13 protein-coding genes are annotated in these 15,937 nt (G+C 63.2%); 3 read left to right on the top strand and 10 right to left on the bottom strand.

Going from position 1 to position 15,937, the window contains the following annotated elements; genetic code table 11:
• Positions 1–48 precede the first annotated feature (48 nt).
• From BLW25_RS10910 to BLW25_RS10900, 3 genes are all read right to left on the bottom strand, one after another.
• On the bottom strand, positions 49–1,086 hold the full coding sequence (locus BLW25_RS10910; protein WP_092898968.1) for a rod shape-determining protein: 1,038 nt from the start codon (positions 1,084–1,086) through the stop codon (positions 49–51).
• A gap of 432 nt (positions 1,087–1,518) precedes the next feature.
• Positions 1,519–3,108, bottom strand: a complete 1,590-nt coding sequence (locus tag BLW25_RS10905) for a 2-isopropylmalate synthase (protein WP_092898966.1) — start codon at positions 3,106–3,108, stop codon at positions 1,519–1,521.
• 434 nt (positions 3,109–3,542) lie between these two features.
• On the bottom strand, positions 3,543–4,982 hold the full coding sequence (locus BLW25_RS10900; RefSeq protein WP_092898964.1) for a 2-isopropylmalate synthase: 1,440 nt from the start codon (positions 4,980–4,982) through the stop codon (positions 3,543–3,545).
• A gap of 151 nt (positions 4,983–5,133) precedes the next feature.
• On the opposite strand from BLW25_RS10900, the gene BLW25_RS10895 reads away from it, so the two are divergent.
• Both BLW25_RS10895 and BLW25_RS10890 read left to right on the top strand, forming a co-directional pair.
• Positions 5,134–6,798 carry an NAD+ synthase gene (locus BLW25_RS10895; RefSeq protein WP_092901907.1) on the top strand — a complete coding sequence of 555 codons (1,665 nt, stop codon included), beginning with the start codon at positions 5,134–5,136 and terminating at the stop codon, positions 6,796–6,798.
• The gene (locus BLW25_RS10890; protein ID WP_092898962.1) at positions 6,795–7,118 is read left to right on the top strand and encodes a YnfA family protein; all 324 of its coding nucleotides are present in this window, start codon (positions 6,795–6,797) and stop codon (positions 7,116–7,118) included. The genes BLW25_RS10895 and BLW25_RS10890 overlap by 4 nt, the downstream gene beginning before the upstream one ends.
• Before the next feature lie 167 nt (positions 7,119–7,285).
• On the opposite strand, the gene BLW25_RS10885 is transcribed toward BLW25_RS10890, so the two are convergent.
• The 7 genes from BLW25_RS10885 to ade all read right to left on the bottom strand — a co-directional run bounded on the left by BLW25_RS10885 (position 7,286) and on the right by ade (position 14,870).
• On the bottom strand, positions 7,286–8,674 hold the full coding sequence (locus BLW25_RS10885) for a glutamine synthetase family protein (RefSeq protein ID WP_092898960.1): 1,389 nt from the start codon (positions 8,672–8,674) through the stop codon (positions 7,286–7,288).
• A gap of 12 nt (positions 8,675–8,686) precedes the next feature.
• On the bottom strand, positions 8,687–10,087 hold the full coding sequence (locus BLW25_RS10880; protein ID WP_092898958.1) for an aspartate aminotransferase family protein: 1,401 nt from the start codon (positions 10,085–10,087) through the stop codon (positions 8,687–8,689).
• 70 nt (positions 10,088–10,157) lie between these two features.
• Entirely contained in the window at positions 10,158–11,321 is a 1,164-nt protein-coding gene (locus BLW25_RS10875; protein ID WP_092898956.1) for an alpha-hydroxy acid oxidase, read from the bottom strand.
• A gap of 11 nt (positions 11,322–11,332) precedes the next feature.
• Complete coding sequence (locus BLW25_RS10870; protein WP_092901905.1) at positions 11,333–12,019, bottom strand: CbiX/SirB N-terminal domain-containing protein; 687 nt, start codon at positions 12,017–12,019, stop codon at positions 11,333–11,335.
• Between the two features lie 72 nt (positions 12,020–12,091).
• A complete protein-coding gene (locus BLW25_RS10865) occupies positions 12,092–12,730 on the bottom strand; it encodes a GDSL-type esterase/lipase family protein (RefSeq protein WP_092898954.1) in 639 nt (212 codons plus the stop codon).
• The gene (arsC, locus tag BLW25_RS10860) at positions 12,727–13,161 is read right to left on the bottom strand and encodes an arsenate reductase (glutaredoxin) (protein ID WP_092898952.1); all 435 of its coding nucleotides are present in this window, start codon (positions 13,159–13,161) and stop codon (positions 12,727–12,729) included. Before arsC ends, BLW25_RS10865 begins: the two co-directional genes overlap by 4 nt.
• A complete protein-coding gene (ade, locus tag BLW25_RS10855) occupies positions 13,158–14,870 on the bottom strand; it encodes an adenine deaminase (RefSeq protein ID WP_092898950.1) in 1,713 nt (570 codons plus the stop codon). Before ade ends, arsC begins: the two co-directional genes overlap by 4 nt.
• Positions 14,871–14,994: 124 nt before the next feature.
• On the opposite strand from ade, the gene BLW25_RS10850 reads away from it, so the two are divergent.
• Positions 14,995–15,927 (top strand): DMT family transporter, encoded by a 933-nt coding sequence (locus BLW25_RS10850; RefSeq protein ID WP_092898948.1) that lies wholly within the window; start codon positions 14,995–14,997, stop codon positions 15,925–15,927.
• Positions 15,928–15,937: the final 10 nt, after the last annotated feature.

Genomic DNA, 15,937 nt, shown 5'->3' with positions numbered 1-15,937 from the left:
AGTGGAAACGGGGCCTGGATGACCCCGGGCTGATTCAACTGGGCCGGCTCAGATATCGTATTCGATCACATGCCGGAGTTGCTTTTCATATTCCAGCGCTTTGCCGGTGCCAAGAGCAACACAATTCAGCGATTCATTCGCGACCGAGATCGACAGCCCGGTCTGTTCGCGCAGCGCCAGATCGAGATCTCCCAGAAGCGCGCCGCCGCCGGTCAGCATGACGCCACGGTCAACGATATCAGCGGCCAGGTCCGGCGGCGTTGCCTCCAGCGCCTGCATCACCGCGTCACAGATCTGCTGCACCGGTTCGGCCAGCGCCTCGGCGACCTGAGCCTGGCTGATCTCGGTTTCCTTCGGCACACCGTTCAGGAGGTCACGGCCCCGGATCTGCATGACCGCGCCGCGCCCGTCATCGGGCATCCGGGCCGTGCCGATCGACGTCTTGATACGCTCGGCCGTCGAATCGCCGATCAGCAGATTCTGGTGGCGGCGCAGGTAAGAGACGATGGCATCATCCATGCGATCACCGCCGACACGGACCGAACGCGCATAGACGATATCGCCCAGCGAAAGCACCGCGACCTCGGTGGTGCCGCCGCCGATATCGACCACCATATTGCCGGTGGGTTCGGTGATCGGCATGCCGGCGCCGATGGCCGCGGCAATCGGTTCCGACAAAAGCCCCGCGCGTTTCGCACCTGCCGAGATCACCGACTGGCGGATGGCGCGTTTTTCCACGGGGGTTGCGCCATGCGGCACACAGACGATGATTTTCAGCCGGGTCCAGGTGCCACGACGAATGACTTTGCGGATGAAATGCTTGATCATCTCTTCGGCGGCTTCGAAATCGGCGATAACGCCGTCGCGCATCGGGCGGATCGCCTCGATGGAGCCTGGCGTCCGGCCCAGCATCAGTTTCGCATCTTCGCCGACCGCGAGGACCTGCTTTTTGCCGTCCTTGGTGTGATAGGCTACCACTGATGGCTCGTTCAGGACGATGCCCTTGCCACGGATATAGACAAGCGTGTTCGCCGTGCCGAGGTCGATCGCCATGTCCGACGAGAAGATTCCGGGGATAAGCGCCATGCGGGCAGCGTCCTTCGTGTCCTGTGGATCGCGTCCCGCGCCGGGCAGATGGCGGGAAAACGACCTGTTGCACCCGCGACTCAGAGAACTCCGGCGGGCGCCTACATATAAAGAGACACAGAGTTTTGTGAAAGCCCGTGGGGACGGTTCCGGCACACATCTGCGTGCATAAAACCGGCTTGCAGTTTTGCGATATTCTACACGTCAAAACAGGTAAATTCTGCCAGTAAATTTTACATTTTACGACATTCGGCCAGAGACGCACCCCGACTCCGGCTAAAGGGCCGGGCGCGCGGTTACGGCAGCCACCGGCAATGGTGCCCGGAAGCCGCTTTCGGGAATCGGGCAGCGGGAATATGGATGAGGCAGGGGAAGCGGGCAGGGCAAGGTGGGATGTGCCACCTTGCCCTGCCCCTGTCCGGTTCGGAACCGTTACGGCGCGTCGCTGTAGGAGACCGATTTCAGATCGTCATTCGGCGCCGATTTGGTGCGGCGTACGATCAGACGGTTCAGCGCATTGATATAGGCCTTCACGCTGGCGACGATGGTGTCGGTATCGGCCGACATGCCGGTGACGATCCGCCCGTCTTCTTCCAGCCTGACCGAAACCGTGGCCTGGGCATCGGTGCCCGCCGTCACGGCCGCCACCTGATAGACCTGCAGCCGCGCCTTATGCGGAAAGAGCTGTTTCACACAGTTAAAGGCCGCATCGACCGGGCCATCGCCGGTCGCATCGACATGGTGATCCACCCCATCGACCGAGAGCACCATATCCGCCTCTTGCGGCCCGTCGGTGCCGCAGACCACCCGCAGCTTCTTCAGAACCAGCGTATCATGCGCGTCCAGGGTCTGCTCATCGGCGACCAGGGCCAGGATATCCTCGTCAAAGACCTCTTTCTTGCGGTCGGCCAGCGCCTTGAACCGCACAAAGACATCATTCAGCTGGTTGTCGGCCAGATCATAGCCCAGTTCCGCCAGTTTCGAGCGCAAAGCGGCGCGGCCCGAATGCTTGCCCATGACGATGTTCTTGGCATTCAGCCCGATATCCTCGGGGCGCATGATCTCGAAGGTCTCGACGTTTTTCAGCACGCCGTCCTGGTGGATGCCGCTTTCATGCAGGAAAGCGTTTTTGCCGACGATGGCCTTGTTCGGCTGCACCACAAAGCCCGAAACGGTGGCGACGCGGCGCGACAGATGCATGATCTTCGTGGTGTCGATCGCGGTCCGGTAGGGCAGGATGTCGTTCCGGACCCGGAGTGCCATCACCACCTCTTCCAGCGCGGTATTGCCGGCACGCTCGCCCAGGCCATTGATCGTGCATTCGATCTGGCGCGCGCCGGCCTCGACTGCGGCGAGAGAGTTCGCGGTCGCCATGCCCAGATCATTATGGCAATGGGTCGCGAAAATGATCTCATCGGCGCCGGGCACACGTTCCAGCAGCATCCGGATGATCTTGGCCGATTCCATCGGATAGGTATAGCCGACGGTGTCGGGAATATTGATCGTGGTTGCCCCGGCTTTGATCGCGATTTCGACCACGCGGCAGAGATAATCTGCCTCGGTCCGGGTCGCATCCATCGGTGACCACTGGATATTGTCGCACAGATTGCGCGCATGGGTCACGGTCTGGTGGATGCGCTCTGCCATCTGGTCCATATCCAGATTGGGAATGGCGCGGTGCAGCGGCGAGGTGCCGATAAAGGTGTGAATGCGCGGCGATTTCGCGTGTTTCACCGCCTCCCAGGCGCGGTCGATATCTTTGAAATTGGCGCGGGCGAGGCCGCAGATGGTCGAGGTCTTCGCATTTTTCGCGATCTCGGAAACCGCGGCGAAATCGCCCTCCGAGGCAATCGGGAAACCCGCCTCGATGATATCGACGCCCATCTCGTCGAGCAGGGTCGCAATCTCCAGCTTTTCGGCATGGGTCATGGTGGCGCCGGGCGATTGCTCGCCATCCCGCAATGTGGTGTCGAAAATCATGACGCGGGGTTGTTGGGCGGATGTGTCAGCAGTCTGTGCCATGGGGGTAGTCCTTGGTCTTGTCGTCTCAGCCATGGCCCGAAATGCAGGATCGGGCCGGTTCTCAGGCCGGGCGCTTGGTCACATCCGAGCGGTCGCGCCCGGAGGCCCGCTCAGACGAGGCTGAGAAGAAGGAGACCGGGGGCTGTTCCATGCGGCAGGAGCGGGCAGGAGCCCGGCTGCGGCAGGAGTATCTGATGCGATCCCGTGTCCATGGTTCGGGACTATACGCAAGATACGCGTCCTGAAAAGGGCCAGAGCGCATTTTTCTGACCCGCGCCTCAATTTTTCGTCGGGTCTCTGGCTGATTGCGGAAGCCTCCGGCGGGGATATTTAAGGACAGATGAAGAACCTTCGCTGATTTCATCTGTCTCTAAATATCCCGGGGGTGAGCCGCGCAGCGGTGAGGGGGCAGCGCCCCCTCTGCCCGGCCCAGTTCAGGGCGCGGCGGCAGGTGCGGGATCTGTCAGGATGCCATCCTGCCAGATGCCTTCCGCGATCTGGCCGGTTTTATAGGTCATCTTACCCTGTCCATGCCGCTTGTCGGCTTTGAAGGCGCCCTCATAGACATCACCGGTGGCATAGGTGGCGACACCCTCGCCTTCGCTCTGGTTGTTCACCCAGTCACCGATATAGCGGTAGCCCTCGGTTGTGGAGAGCTCGCCCTTGCCATCGCGCTTATCGGCTTTGAAGTCACCCTTGTAGACGGTGCCATTGGCGAAGGTCGCGGTGCCGTTTCCATCGCGCAGGCCCGCTTTCCACGATCCTTCATAGCGGTAGCCATCGGGGCGGGTCATCACGCCCTGGCCATCGGGGCGGGCCTTGACGAAATTGCCTTCATAGACCTGGCCATTGGCGTAAGCCGCGCGGCCCTTGCCCGCGATCACCCCATTCACCCAGTCGCCCTGATAGGTGGATTTGTCGGGATAGGTGATCGCGCCTTCACCATGCGACTGATCCGCCTTCATTGCGCCGACATAGACCGAGCCATCGGGATAGGTGACCGAGCCGGTCCCCTCCATCTTGCCGGCGACCCAGGATCCCTCATAGCGGAAGCCGTCAGGCGTCGAGAATTTGCCCTGGCCATCGCGCTTGTCAGCTTTGAAATCGCCCTCATAGACATCGCCCGCCTTATGGGTGGCTATGCCTTTTCCTTCGCGTTTGCCGTTGACGAAGGCGCCCTCATAGACATCGCCATTGGGCTGGGTCAGCTTGCCTTCGCCATTGATCTGGCCCTGCGCCCAGCCACCGGCATAGACCAGCCCGTTCGGCATGGTCAGCGTGCCCAGGCCCGAGCGCTCATCCGCCCGCATCGCGCCCTCGTAAACGGTGCCGTCGGAATAGGTGAGCTTGCCGCTCCCCTCCTTGACGCCATTCACCCAGTCGCCCTCATAGCGGTAGCCGCCCTCATTTTGCAAAATGCCCTTGCCGTTTCGCTGCCCGTTCAGGAAAGCGCCGGTATAGGTCGCGTTATTGGGATATGTGGCCGTGCCCTCGCCGGTCATCTTGCCTTCAATCCAGTCACCGTCATAGGTGCCGCCATCGGCAAAGGTGATCTTGCCGCGCCCCTGAGGCTGGCCTTTCTCAAAGGCGCCCTCATAGACCGATCCGTTCGGATAGCGTGCCCGGCCCTGGCCCCTGATCTCGCCATCGACCCAGTCGCCGGAATATTCATATCCGTTGGGGAGGCGGTAGGTTCCCTTGCCATGCTGACGGCCGTTTCTGAAGGTGCCTTCATAAACCGATCCGTTGTCATATTGCTTGGTAATGACCTCGCCATCAGACTGGGCGAGGGCAGGGCCGGAGGACAGGGCCAGACAGGTGGCGAGCGGCGCGGCAAGTGTGGCGGCGTAAAGGGATGCCGTGAATTTGCGCATTGCAGGATGTCTCCGGTGTCGTTTGCGCCCGCAGCCTAAGCAGGGGAAGCCGCCCATGTCCAGACATCAGGCCGCGCATCTGCGTGAGGCTTTCCTGCCCGTCCCGATCTGCTAGAAGCGGTGGGGCGAGAGGCGCGATAAGGACATGATGATGACCGATACATTCCGGTTCCTCCTGGTGCAGGCCAATCCGGTCTTAGGCGATATCGCCGGCAATGCCGCAAAGGCCCGCGCTTTCTGGGAGGAGGGCAAGGCCGCCGGCGCCGATCTGGTTGCGCTGACCGAAATGTTCATCACTGGCTATCAGACCCAGGATCTGATCCTGAAGCCAGCCTTTCACCAGGACGCCATCCGCGCCATCGAGGCGCTGGCAGGCGACTGCGCCGACGGCCCCGCGCTTGGGATAGGCGGGCCGGTTCTGGCGAATGGTCAGCTTTTCAACGGCTATTACATCCTTGAAGGCGGTAAAATCTCTGCCCGGGTGCTCAAGCACCATCTGCCGAATGACGCGGTTTTCGATGAGAAGCGGCTGTTTTCCGCCGCCGATGTCACTGGCCCCTATGTGGTGAAAGGCGTCCGTATCGGTACGCCGATCTGCGAAGATGCCTGGCACCCCGATGTCGCCGAGACGCTGGCCGAGACCGGGGCCGAGATCCTGCTGATCCCGAATGGCTCGCCTTATCATCGCGGCAAGCCCAATCTGCGGCTCAATCTCATGGTCGAGCGCGTGGTCGAGACCGGGCTGCCGCTGATCTATCTGAATATGGTTGGCGGCCAGGATGATCAGGTGTTTGACGGCTCGTCGATGGTTCTCAACCGGGGCGGGCGGCTCGCGGTGCAGATGCCGCAATTCGACGAGGTCAGCACGCTGGTGACCTTCCGCCGTGGCGCGGAAGGCTGGGAGGCCGATCCGGGCGAGATCGCCAGCATTCCCCCGATCGGTGAGGCCGATTACCGCGCCTGCGTCATGGGTCTTGGCGATTACATGCGCAAATCCGGCTTTTCCAAAGCGGTGCTGGGCCTGTCGGGTGGTATCGATTCCGCAATTGTTGCGGCGATTGCCGCCGATGCGCTCGGGCCTGCAAACGTGCATTGCGTGATGCTGCCTTCGGAATATACCAGCGCGCATTCGCTGGAGGACGCGGCTGAGGTCGCGCGGCTTTTGGGGGCGAAACTCGACACCGTGTCCATCGTGGGCGCGCGCGGAGCGGTGGGAGAGGCATTGGCGCATGTCTTTGCTGGCACCGGGCCGGACGTGACCGAGGAAAACATCCAGTCCCGCCTGCGCGGGCTGATGCTGATGGGAATATCGAACAAATTCGGCGCGATGCTGCTGACCACAGGGAATAAATCCGAAGTCGCGGTCGGCTATTGCACCATTTATGGCGATATGAATGGCGGCTATAACCCGATCAAGGACATGTATAAGACGCGGGTCTTCCTGACGGCGCGGTGGAGGAATGAGAACCACCGGCCCTGGATGAAAGGCCCGTCCGGCCCGGTCATGCCGGAACGTGTGATCACGAAACCGCCATCCGCCGAGCTGCGCCCCGATCAGCGCGATGATGACAGCCTGCCGCCTTATGAGGTGCTGGATGCGATCCTCGAAGGGCTGATCGAGAATGACCTTTCGGTCGCAGATCTGGTCGCGAAAGGCTTCGCACGCGAGACGGTGAAGCGGGTCGAACACCTCGTCTGCATCTCTGAGTGGAAGCGGTTCCAGGCAGCGCCCGGCGTGCGGTTGACCCAGAAAGCCTTCTGGCTCGACCGCCGCTATCCGATGGTGAACCGCTGGCGCGACAGCTCCGGCGCATGACAGGCGCGCTTTACATCGGGGCAGCAATCGCTGAAATCGCCGGCTGCTTTGCCTTCTGGGCCTGGTGGAAACAGGGCGCGGCAGTGCTCTGGCTGATCCCAGGCACGCTGGCGCTGATTGGTTTCGCCTGGTTTCTGGCCCTGACACCGCCCGAACATGCGGGCCGCTCTTACGCAGCCTATGGCGGCATCTATATCTGTGCCTCGCTCGCCTGGCTCTGGTTCGCCGAGGGCGAGGCGCCACGCGCGACCGACCTGATTGGAGCCGCCCTTGCTTTGGCCGGTGCCGCAGTCATCCTCTGGGGCGCGCGGCCGGTCTGAGGACCAACTCCCCTGTTCCGCCACTGCGTCTCTGGCTGATTGCGGGAGCCTCCGGCGGGGATATTTAAGGACAGATGAAAACCTCGGCTGATTTCATCTGTCTCAAAATATCCCGGGGGAGGCCCGGAACGGGACGGGGGCAGCGCCCCCTTGCCCGGATGCGGCCGTCACACCGTATGCAGATAGAGATCGAAATCGACTTCGGAGACCGTCCGCATCACCCGGCCATATTCCGCCGCCTTGATCGCGGTAAAGGTGCGGTGCATGTCTTCCCCGAGTGCCTCCTTCAGGAAGTCCGACTGCTTCGCCGCATCGATGGCCGATTTCCAGTCAGAGGGGATCGCGCTGGTGCCAGCCTCTTCATAGCCATTTCCGGTGGTTTCCGGGCCTGGGTCGATCTGATTTTTCATCCCGTGCCGGATCCCCGCCAGCACGGTGGCGCCGACCAGATAGGGGCTCGCGTCAACGCCAGAGGGGCGATGCTCGATCCGGCGCGCACGGATGTCACCTGCCGGGATCCGGAGCGCGACCGAACGGTTGTTCACTCCCCAGGTCGGCGAGACCGGCGCATAAGATTGCGAGGCAAAGCGGCGCCAGGAATTGGCATGTGGCGCGAAGACCAGCATCGATTCCGCCATCGTTTCTTTCAGCCCGCCAAGCGCGTGGCGGATGGCCTCATTCCACTGGCCCTCGACCTCTTCACGGAAGATATTCTTGCCCGAGGCGTCCTGCATCGAGACGTGGAAATGCATCCCCGACCCGGCGTAATTCTCGTTCGGTTTGGCCATGAAGCAGGCGGTCACGCCATGGGCGCGGGCCTGGGCGCGCACGATCCGCTTCAGCCGCACCACGTCATCGGCCGCCTGCATGACATTCTCGCGGTAATGCAGCGTCAGCTCATATTGGCCGGGCGCATATTCCGAGATCATCGTCTCGGCATTGATCCCTGCCGCCTTCGCGCCTGCGTAAATATCGGAAAACAGAGGCAGCATACCATGGAGGTGGTCGACGGAATAGACCTCGGTCTTCCGCGATGCGCGACCGTCCAGCACATCGCGGGCGGGCTGCATCTTGCCATATTGGTCGCGCGTGTTCTCGAGCAGGAAGAATTCCAGCTCGAAGGCTCCGGCGGGGTAAAGACCCTCTGCGGCAAGCGCCCCGACCTGGGCTGCCAGCGCATGGCGCGGGTCGGAGGTCATCGGCGCGCCGTCCAGCGTATACATCGACATGAAGACCTCGCCGCGGGGCGGGGTGGTCCCGTGCAGGGCCACCAGCGTGCCGGGGATCGGCCAGGCGCGCAGATCGCCATCGCCCTGATCCCAGATCAGCCCGGTCTCATGCACATCCTCGCCGCAGATATCGAGGCCGAGGATCGAGATCGGCAGATGGCGGCCGGATTTGTACAGACCCTCCAGCTCGTGTCGCCGGATGATCTTGCCCCGCCCGATGCCATTGGCGTCATGCAGGATGATGTCAAAGGCCTCGATTTCGGGATGGGCGGCGAGGAAGGTTTCGGCCTCGGCCAGGGTGGAGCCGGAGGGGCTGGTCTCGGTCATCTCAGTTTTCTTTCACGCCGGTTTTCTGGGGGCAGGGAAAAGCTCGGCCAGGACGGCGGCGAAATGCGCGATCAGGCGATCGATCTGCCCTTTCGTCGTCACCGGGCTCACGAGCATCATATTGTGGAAGGGGGCGATCAGGCTGCCCCGGTTCAGAAGGCCCAGATGTACCGCTGCCTCGACGGCATGGTGATGGGCGAGACCGGCCTCGGTGCCGTTTTTCAGGGGTTCGGGCGCGCAGATGAATTCGACCCGGGCGCCGACACGCGCGACATGCCAGGGGGCCTGCGCCTTGCGGATCGCCTTGGTCAGCCCCTTAGCCAGCCGCGCCGCGCCTTTTTCCATCCTGGCATAGGCTTTGGCCGTCATCACCTCTGAAAGGGTCGCCACCAGACAGGCGAATTGCATCGGATTGGCCGAAAGCGTTGTTCCCATGCCGGAATGGCCGGGCGCGCGGGCGGCATTGGCGGTGGCGTAGCGTTTCGCGACCTGGTCGCTCATGCCCCAGACCGCCGTCGGCATCCCCCCCGCCACGCATTTTCCGACAATGAACATATCGGGCGACAGCCCGTGCACGCCGGTATAGCCGCCCAGACCCGAAGAGAGCGTATGCGTCTCGTCGATCATCAGAAGCGCGTCATATTGCGAGGCCAGCCGGCGCAGCCCGTCGTGAAAGCCCGGCGCGGGCAGCACCATGCAGGAATTGGTCATCACCGGCTCGGTCAGGATGGCCGCGACATCACCTTGCGCCAGCGCCGCCTCGACGGCTGCCAGATCGTTGAATTCGACCGCTATCGCACCAGGCGTCAGATCGGCGATCTGGCCCAGAAGCCCCTGGCGGTTTTGCGTGACCCCATTGACCAGCTCAACCATGACATCATCAACGGTGCCATGGTAACAACCGTTGAACACAAGGATCTTCGGCCGCCCGGTCACCGCCCGCGCCACTTTGATGGCAAACCGATTGGCATCGGTCGCGGTTGTCGCGATCTGCCACTGCATCTCGCCAAAGCGGTCCGAGAGCAGGCGCCCCGCCTCGGCCACGGCATCCGAGGGCAGCATATAGGTCAGCCCGCGCGTGGCCTGGGCGCGGATCGCACGCGCCACCGGGGCAGGGGAGTGGCCAAACATCGAGCCGGTATCGCCCAGGCAGAAATCGTCAATCTGATGCCCGTCGATATCGATGATCTGCGCGCCGCTGGCTTTCGCGATCACCGCGAGATGCGGCATCGGCCAGTCGGTCATCCAATGCATCGGCACGCCGGAAAGATAATGCCTTGCCGCAGCCCCCATTCGCGCCTTCGACTTCGGATGCGCCTTTGCGTAAGCCTTCGCCTCACGGGTGGCAAAGCGTTTCAAAATCCCGGCATCGACCCCGGCAATCTGTCCCGCATCGGCTTTGGTTTTCGGCATATCGGCGCACTCCTGATCCGGTTCCGTTATCACGCGGAATTTGATCAAAAAGCAAGAGGGCCGCGCGGGCTCAGCCCCAGGCGCCTTCGAAATCCTCGGGCACCAGCAAGTTGTGACGGCCCAGATCCGCCACATCCCGCTCGCCACAAAGCGCCATGGTGATATCCAGCTCGTCCCGGATCACCTCAAGCGCTTTTGTCACGCCCGCTTCGCCCATCGCGCCCAGCCCGTAAAGCCAGGGCCGCCCGATCATGCCGCCGGTCGCCCCCAATGCCAGCGCTTTCAGCAGATCCTGGCCCGAACGGATGCCGGAATCGATCCAGACCTCGCAGCGATCCCCGACCGCCCGCACAATCGAAGGCAGCATCCGGATCGAAGACAGCGCGCCGTCCAGCTGCCGCCCGCCATGGTTCGAGACCACGATCGCATCCGCGCCCACATCCACCGCCATCCGGGCATCCTCGGCGTCGAGAATGCCCTTGAGGATAAACTTCCCCTGCCACTGGTCACGGATCCGCTGCACCATCGACCAGTCGAGCCGCGGCTCGAACTGTTCCCAGGTCCAGGCGTTGAGGTTGGCGAGATCATCGACGCCTTTCACATGGCCCATGATGTTACGGAAGGTGCGGCGCTTTGTGCGTGCCATCGCCAGGCACCAGGCCGGGCGGGTCATCATATTCAGAATATTGGGCAAAGTCAGCCGGGGCGGGGCGGTCAGCCCGTTTTTCAGATCTTTGTGGCGCTGCCCGATGACCTGCAGATCCAGCGTGACCACCAGGGCGGGGCACCCGGCCACCCTGGCCCGTTCGATGATGCCATCCACGAAATCCTCATCGCGCATGACGTAAAGCTGGAACCAGAACGGCCCCACACCCGCCTCGCTGAGGTCTTCGATGGAACAGATCGACATGGTCGACAGCGTGAATGGCACCCCGAAGCGCTGCGCCGCGCGCGCACCCAGAATCTCGCCATCCGCCCATTGCATCCCGGCCGATCCGGTGGGGGAAATCGCCAGAGGCATCGACACCTGCTGCCCGATCATCTCGCCGCCCAGCCGGCGGTCGGACAGATCGCGCGCCACCCGTTGTCTGAGCCGGATCTGCGCGAAATCGGCGGAATTGTCGTGGAAGGTCTGCTCGGTATAACTGCCGCTTTCGCAATACTCCCAGAACATGCGCGGCACCCGGGCCTGATGCAGGCGTCTGAGATCCTCGATACAGGTGATGACCGGCATGGCGGGTTCCTTCATCGCATTATGGTCTGGCCTGACGTGGCCGGTTCTGCCGCCTCAATCGCGGCGCGGGCGATCAGGGCCGGGATTTCCGCATGCAGACCAAGCGCCGGCAAAATCTGTCCGGGAAAGCCCGCCTGCGCCAGTGCCCCGGGCAGATCATGCACGACATGGCCGCCCGCCATCGCGAAAAACGGCAGGCAGATGGCCTCTGCGCTCCAGCCCGTGACATCGCGCAGAAAGGGCGCCTCTTCGATAAAGCCGCATTCCACCCGCCGCGCGCCGCTTATCCCCGCGATCCGTGCTGCCACCTGGCGCGCCACCTCCGCCGGTGCGGGGGAACGCCCCGAGCCATGCGCCGCCACCAGAACCTCTGTCGCGCCGCTTTCCGCCGCGATCCGGACCGCGAGATCCTGCACGTCCGGCATCGTTCCCATTGGCGCCATCTGCTGCCAGCCGGACACTCCGGCGGCCTCAAGGCGCGCGGGCACCGCGACTTTCGTGAACCAGCCCGCCGCCATGAAAAGCGGAAAGACCAGCCCCGGAACCTCCCCTGTCAGCCGCTCCAATGCGCCCGGCTCTGCAAGCGTTGCCGCCGAAACCCGCCAGCCCGGCAGATGCGCCGCCACACGGGCTGCCAGCGCCCCGACCTCTGCCGCTGCCGGCAAAGGATCAGAGGGCTGACCATGCGCAAGGATCATCAGAGAGCGGGCGCTGCCCCTTTTCCCTTGATCCAAATCCTCGATTTCGGCGCCAGCCACAGGCAGACCCTCTCAGAAATGCGCCCGGATCACATCCGCGAACAGCTTCGCGATCACGGACGCCGCCTCGGCCTCGTAATGGATTCCATCCACGGCAGAGACCTCGATCTTGCCCGCCAGATCAACGAATGGCAGCCCGTTTCGTGCCGCGACAGCCCCGATTTCGCGGCCCAGATGCTGCGATTTCGCCTCGCCCCCGGCAAAGATCTGCGCCAGCGCACCGGTCTCGCGAATGGGCGGTGGCGCGACCAGCACCACGCCAGGCGCACCGCCCATCGGCCCGGCGCCGCTCGCGCGGATCACCCGCACCAGCCGCTCCAGCGACAGCGCGATATCGCCGGCATTGACCGAAAACCGCTGTTTCAGATCATTGGTCCCGAGCATCAGCAGCACGACATCAATTGGCCTGTGGCTTTCGAGGATCGACGGCAGCACCGTCAGCCCGTTGCGATGCGCGCCCTCAATCGGGTCGTCATGCAGCGTGGTGCGCCCCGGATGGCCCTCGGGGATCACCTCCCAGCCGTCCAGATCCGCGGCGAGCAGGCTCGTCCAGCGATGGCGATGCGCGAAACGCCCCATCGCGCCCGGCTCCGGCATCGGCATTGTGCCATGGGTGTTCGAATCGCCGTAAAGCAGCAGGGTCTTTGTCATTCGCTCACCTCTGTATTTGCAGGATCGAATATCACCCTGCCATCCGCCGCAACCACCGGCGCCGCAGGCAGGCGCAGCAGAATCGCGGCCACTGCAACCGACGGGCGGCAGAGCCTGGTGCCCTTTGATGTGACCACGAAGGGGCGGTTCACAAGGACCGGATCTGCGATCATCGCGGCGATTACAGCGTCTTCACTGACATCCGGCGCGGTCAGTCCCAGATCGGAAGCAGGCGTGCCCTTGTCGCGCAAGGCCTCGCGCGCGCTGATCCCGGCGGCCGTGAAAAGCCTGCGCAACTGTGACTCTGTCCAGCCGGTTTTCAGGTATTCAACGACTTCCGGCTCTTCTCCCGCCGCGCGCAGGATCGCGAGCACATTGCGCGAGGTGCCGCAGGCGGGGTTGTGGTAAATCGTGCTGACGGGGCTTTTCACGGGATCACCTCGAACCGGTCGACATCGATCATACCGTGATCGGTGATTTTCAGATGCGGGATCACCGGCAGCGCGAGGAACGCGAGCTGCAAAAACGGCTCTTCCAGCACCACGCCGAGGCTTTTCGCCGCCGCGCGCAGCCGCACCAGCGCGTCGCGCACCACCTCGAAAGGCTCAAGGCTCATCAGCCCCGCGACCGGCAGCGCCAGCTCGGCCAGAACCTGGCCGCCCTCGACCACCACGAACCCGCCCTCGATCTCAGACAGCCGGTTCGCCGCCAGGGCCATATCGGCGTAATCGGCGCCGACCACCGCGATATTGTGATGGTCATGACAGACGGTCGAGGCAATCGCGCCGCGTTGCAATCCAAAGCCTTTGACAAAGCCGGTGGCGCGGTTGCCGTTCCTGCCATGGCGTTCGATCACCGCGATGCGGATCAGGTCGCGGCTGAGATCGGGGCGCTTGTCGCCATCTTCCGGGGCGATATCGTATTTCAGGAATTCGGTGATGATCTTGCCGGGCAGAATGCCGATCACCGGGGTCTCGACCCGGTTTCCCGAACAGCGGAAATCGGCGGGTGAGACGCGTGGCGCCTTGACCGAATGGCGCGCGACCGGGGGCGTGGTCTCCCTCGCGGCAAAGGCCGCCTCTGACAATTCCACCCCGCCGGCGAAGACCCGGGCGACGCGGCAGGTCTCGAGCCCGTCGATCACCGCGATATCGGCGCGTTTGCCGGGCGCGATCAGTCCGCGATCCTTCAGCCCGAAGGCTTCCGCTGCCGAGAGGCTCGCCGCGCGGTAGACCGCAAGCGGCGGGCAGCCAAGGCTGATCGCGGTACGGATCAGGTAATCCAGATGACCATGTTCGGCGATATCCAGCGGGTTGCGGTCATCGGTGCAGAGACACAGATAAGGCGAATGCCGCTCGGTCAGGATCTCTGCCAGCGCATGAAGATCCTTTGATACCGAACCCTCGCGGATCAGCACCCGCATCCCCTTGCGCAGCTTCTCCAGCGCCTCTTCCGCCGTGGTCGCCTCATGTTCGGTGCGGATGCCGGCGGCGATATAGCCGTTCAGGTCATTGCCGCGCAACAATGGCGCATGGCCGTCGATATGGCGGCCCTGGAAGGCCTTCAGCTTGGCCATACAGCCCGGCTCTTTCATCAGCACGCCGGGGAAATTCATGAATTCCGCCAGCCCGATCACGCGCGGATGATCCATCAGCGGGATCAGGTCTTTTGCCTCAAGCTTCGCGCCTGCCGTCTCCATATGGGTCGAGGGCACGCAGGAGGAAAGCTGCACGCGAATATCCATCAGGGTTTGCGCTGACGCATCAAGGAAATAGCGGATGCCTTCGATGCCGCAGACATTGGCGATCTCATGCGGGTCGCAGATCGCGGTTGTCACCCCATGCGGGCCGACACAGCGGTCGAATTCAGACGGCGTGACCAGAGAGCTTTCGATATGGAGATGAGTGTCGATAAACCCCGGCACGAGGATCTGGCCGGCAAGATCAATCTCGCGTCTTCCATGATAGGTGCCGAACGTGCCCACGATGGTATCGCCGCAGATCGCCACATCGCTTTCCACCAGATCGCCGGTGATCAGGTCAAAGAACCGTGCGCCCTTCAGCACCAGATCGGCTGGCACAAGCCCGCGCCCCTGGTCGATCCTGTCTTCTGTCCGATGACCGGTCTTAACTTCTGACATGACGGCACCTCCGGCGCGCAGGAAAGCCGATCCCGGGCCCAAGGTCCAGAGCGCCCGGGCGGCCTTCGGACTTGCCTCCCGCGTCATGCCATGGTCAGAACATGGTGTAGCGAGAGGAAAGCCCATGCGCCCGTTGCGCGGTATCGCCTTTAAACTGGGATCGGTCCTGATTTTCATTCTGATGTCGGCGCTGGTGAAAACCACTTCCGACAGGGTGCCAGGCGGCGAGGCGGTCTTCTTCCGGTCCTTCTTTGCGATCCCGGTGATCGTGGCCTGGCTGGCGCTGCGGGGCGAATTACGGACCGGGTTCTACACCGCCAATCCGATGGGCCATGTCTGGCGCGGCTTTGCCGGTACGATGGCGATGGGGCTGGGCTTTGCCGGTCTTGCCTATCTGCCGTTTCCCGAAGTGACCGCCATCGGCTATGCGGCGCCCCTGCTGACAGTGGTCTTTGCCGCGATGTTTCTGGGCGAGAATGTGCGGCTGTTCCGGATCTCGATGGTGCTGATGGGGCTTGTGGGCGTCCTGATCGTCATCTGGCCGCGTCTGACCATCCTGCAAGGCGGCGTGCCCGGTGAGGGCAGCCATGCCGAGGCTTTCGGCGCGGTCATCGTGCTGACCGGCGCGGTTTTTGCCGCCCTGGCCCAGGTTTTCATCCGCAAGCTGGTCGCGACCGAAAAGACCGCGACCATCGTCTTCTGGTTCTCGGTTACCGCAACCTGCCTGTCCCTGTTTACCATCCCCTTCGGCTGGGTCTGGCCGACCCCGCGCGAGGCCATCACCCTGATCGCCGCCGGCCTGATGGGAGGGGTCGGGCAGATCCTTCTGACCTCGGCTTACCGCGAGGCCGATGCCTCGCTGGTCGCCCCTTTCGACTATGCCTCGATGATCTTCGCGCTGGCGATCGGCTGGTTCGTATTCCAGGAAATGCCGACCTCGACCATGCTGACCGGGGCGGTGCTGATCATCGTGGCCGGGATCATGATTATCTGGCGCGAGCGTCGCCTGGGACTGGAGCGCGCCCGCCAGCGCAAGGCGATGACGCCACAGGGCTGAGCCGGGGCGC

The sequence above is a fragment of the Rhodobacter sp. 24-YEA-8 genome (assembly GCF_900105075.1).
GTDB lineage: Bacteria > Pseudomonadota > Alphaproteobacteria > Rhodobacterales > Rhodobacteraceae > Pseudogemmobacter.
The sequence above is the reverse complement of the archived record's forward strand: the minus strand, read 5'-3'. Positions and strand labels throughout refer to the sequence as shown.

Excerpts from the sequence above, each read along its gene's own strand:
- BLW25_RS10910 (WP_092898968.1), bottom strand. The coding sequence starts at position 1,086 with ATGGCGCTTATCCCCGGAATCTTCTCGTCGGACATGGCGATCGACCTC.
- BLW25_RS10905 (WP_092898966.1), bottom strand. The coding sequence starts at position 3,108 with ATGGCACAGACTGCTGACACATCCGCCCAACAACCCCGCGTCATGATT.
- BLW25_RS10900 (WP_092898964.1), bottom strand. The coding sequence starts at position 4,982 with ATGCGCAAATTCACGGCATCCCTTTACGCCGCCACACTTGCCGCGCCG.
- BLW25_RS10895 (WP_092901907.1), top strand. The coding sequence starts at position 5,134 with ATGACCGATACATTCCGGTTCCTCCTGGTGCAGGCCAATCCGGTCTTA.
- BLW25_RS10890 (WP_092898962.1), top strand. The coding sequence starts at position 6,795 with ATGACAGGCGCGCTTTACATCGGGGCAGCAATCGCTGAAATCGCCGGC.
- BLW25_RS10885 (WP_092898960.1), bottom strand. The coding sequence starts at position 8,674 with ATGACCGAGACCAGCCCCTCCGGCTCCACCCTGGCCGAGGCCGAAACC.
- BLW25_RS10880 (WP_092898958.1), bottom strand. The coding sequence starts at position 10,087 with ATGCCGAAAACCAAAGCCGATGCGGGACAGATTGCCGGGGTCGATGCC.
- BLW25_RS10875 (WP_092898956.1), bottom strand. The coding sequence starts at position 11,321 with ATGCCGGTCATCACCTGTATCGAGGATCTCAGACGCCTGCATCAGGCC.
- BLW25_RS10870 (WP_092901905.1), bottom strand. The coding sequence starts at position 12,019 with ATGATCCTTGCGCATGGTCAGCCCTCTGATCCTTTGCCGGCAGCGGCA.
- BLW25_RS10865 (WP_092898954.1), bottom strand. The coding sequence starts at position 12,730 with ATGACAAAGACCCTGCTGCTTTACGGCGATTCGAACACCCATGGCACA.
- ade (WP_092898950.1), bottom strand. The coding sequence starts at position 14,870 with ATGTCAGAAGTTAAGACCGGTCATCGGACAGAAGACAGGATCGACCAG.
- BLW25_RS10850 (WP_092898948.1), top strand. The coding sequence starts at position 14,995 with ATGCGCCCGTTGCGCGGTATCGCCTTTAAACTGGGATCGGTCCTGATT.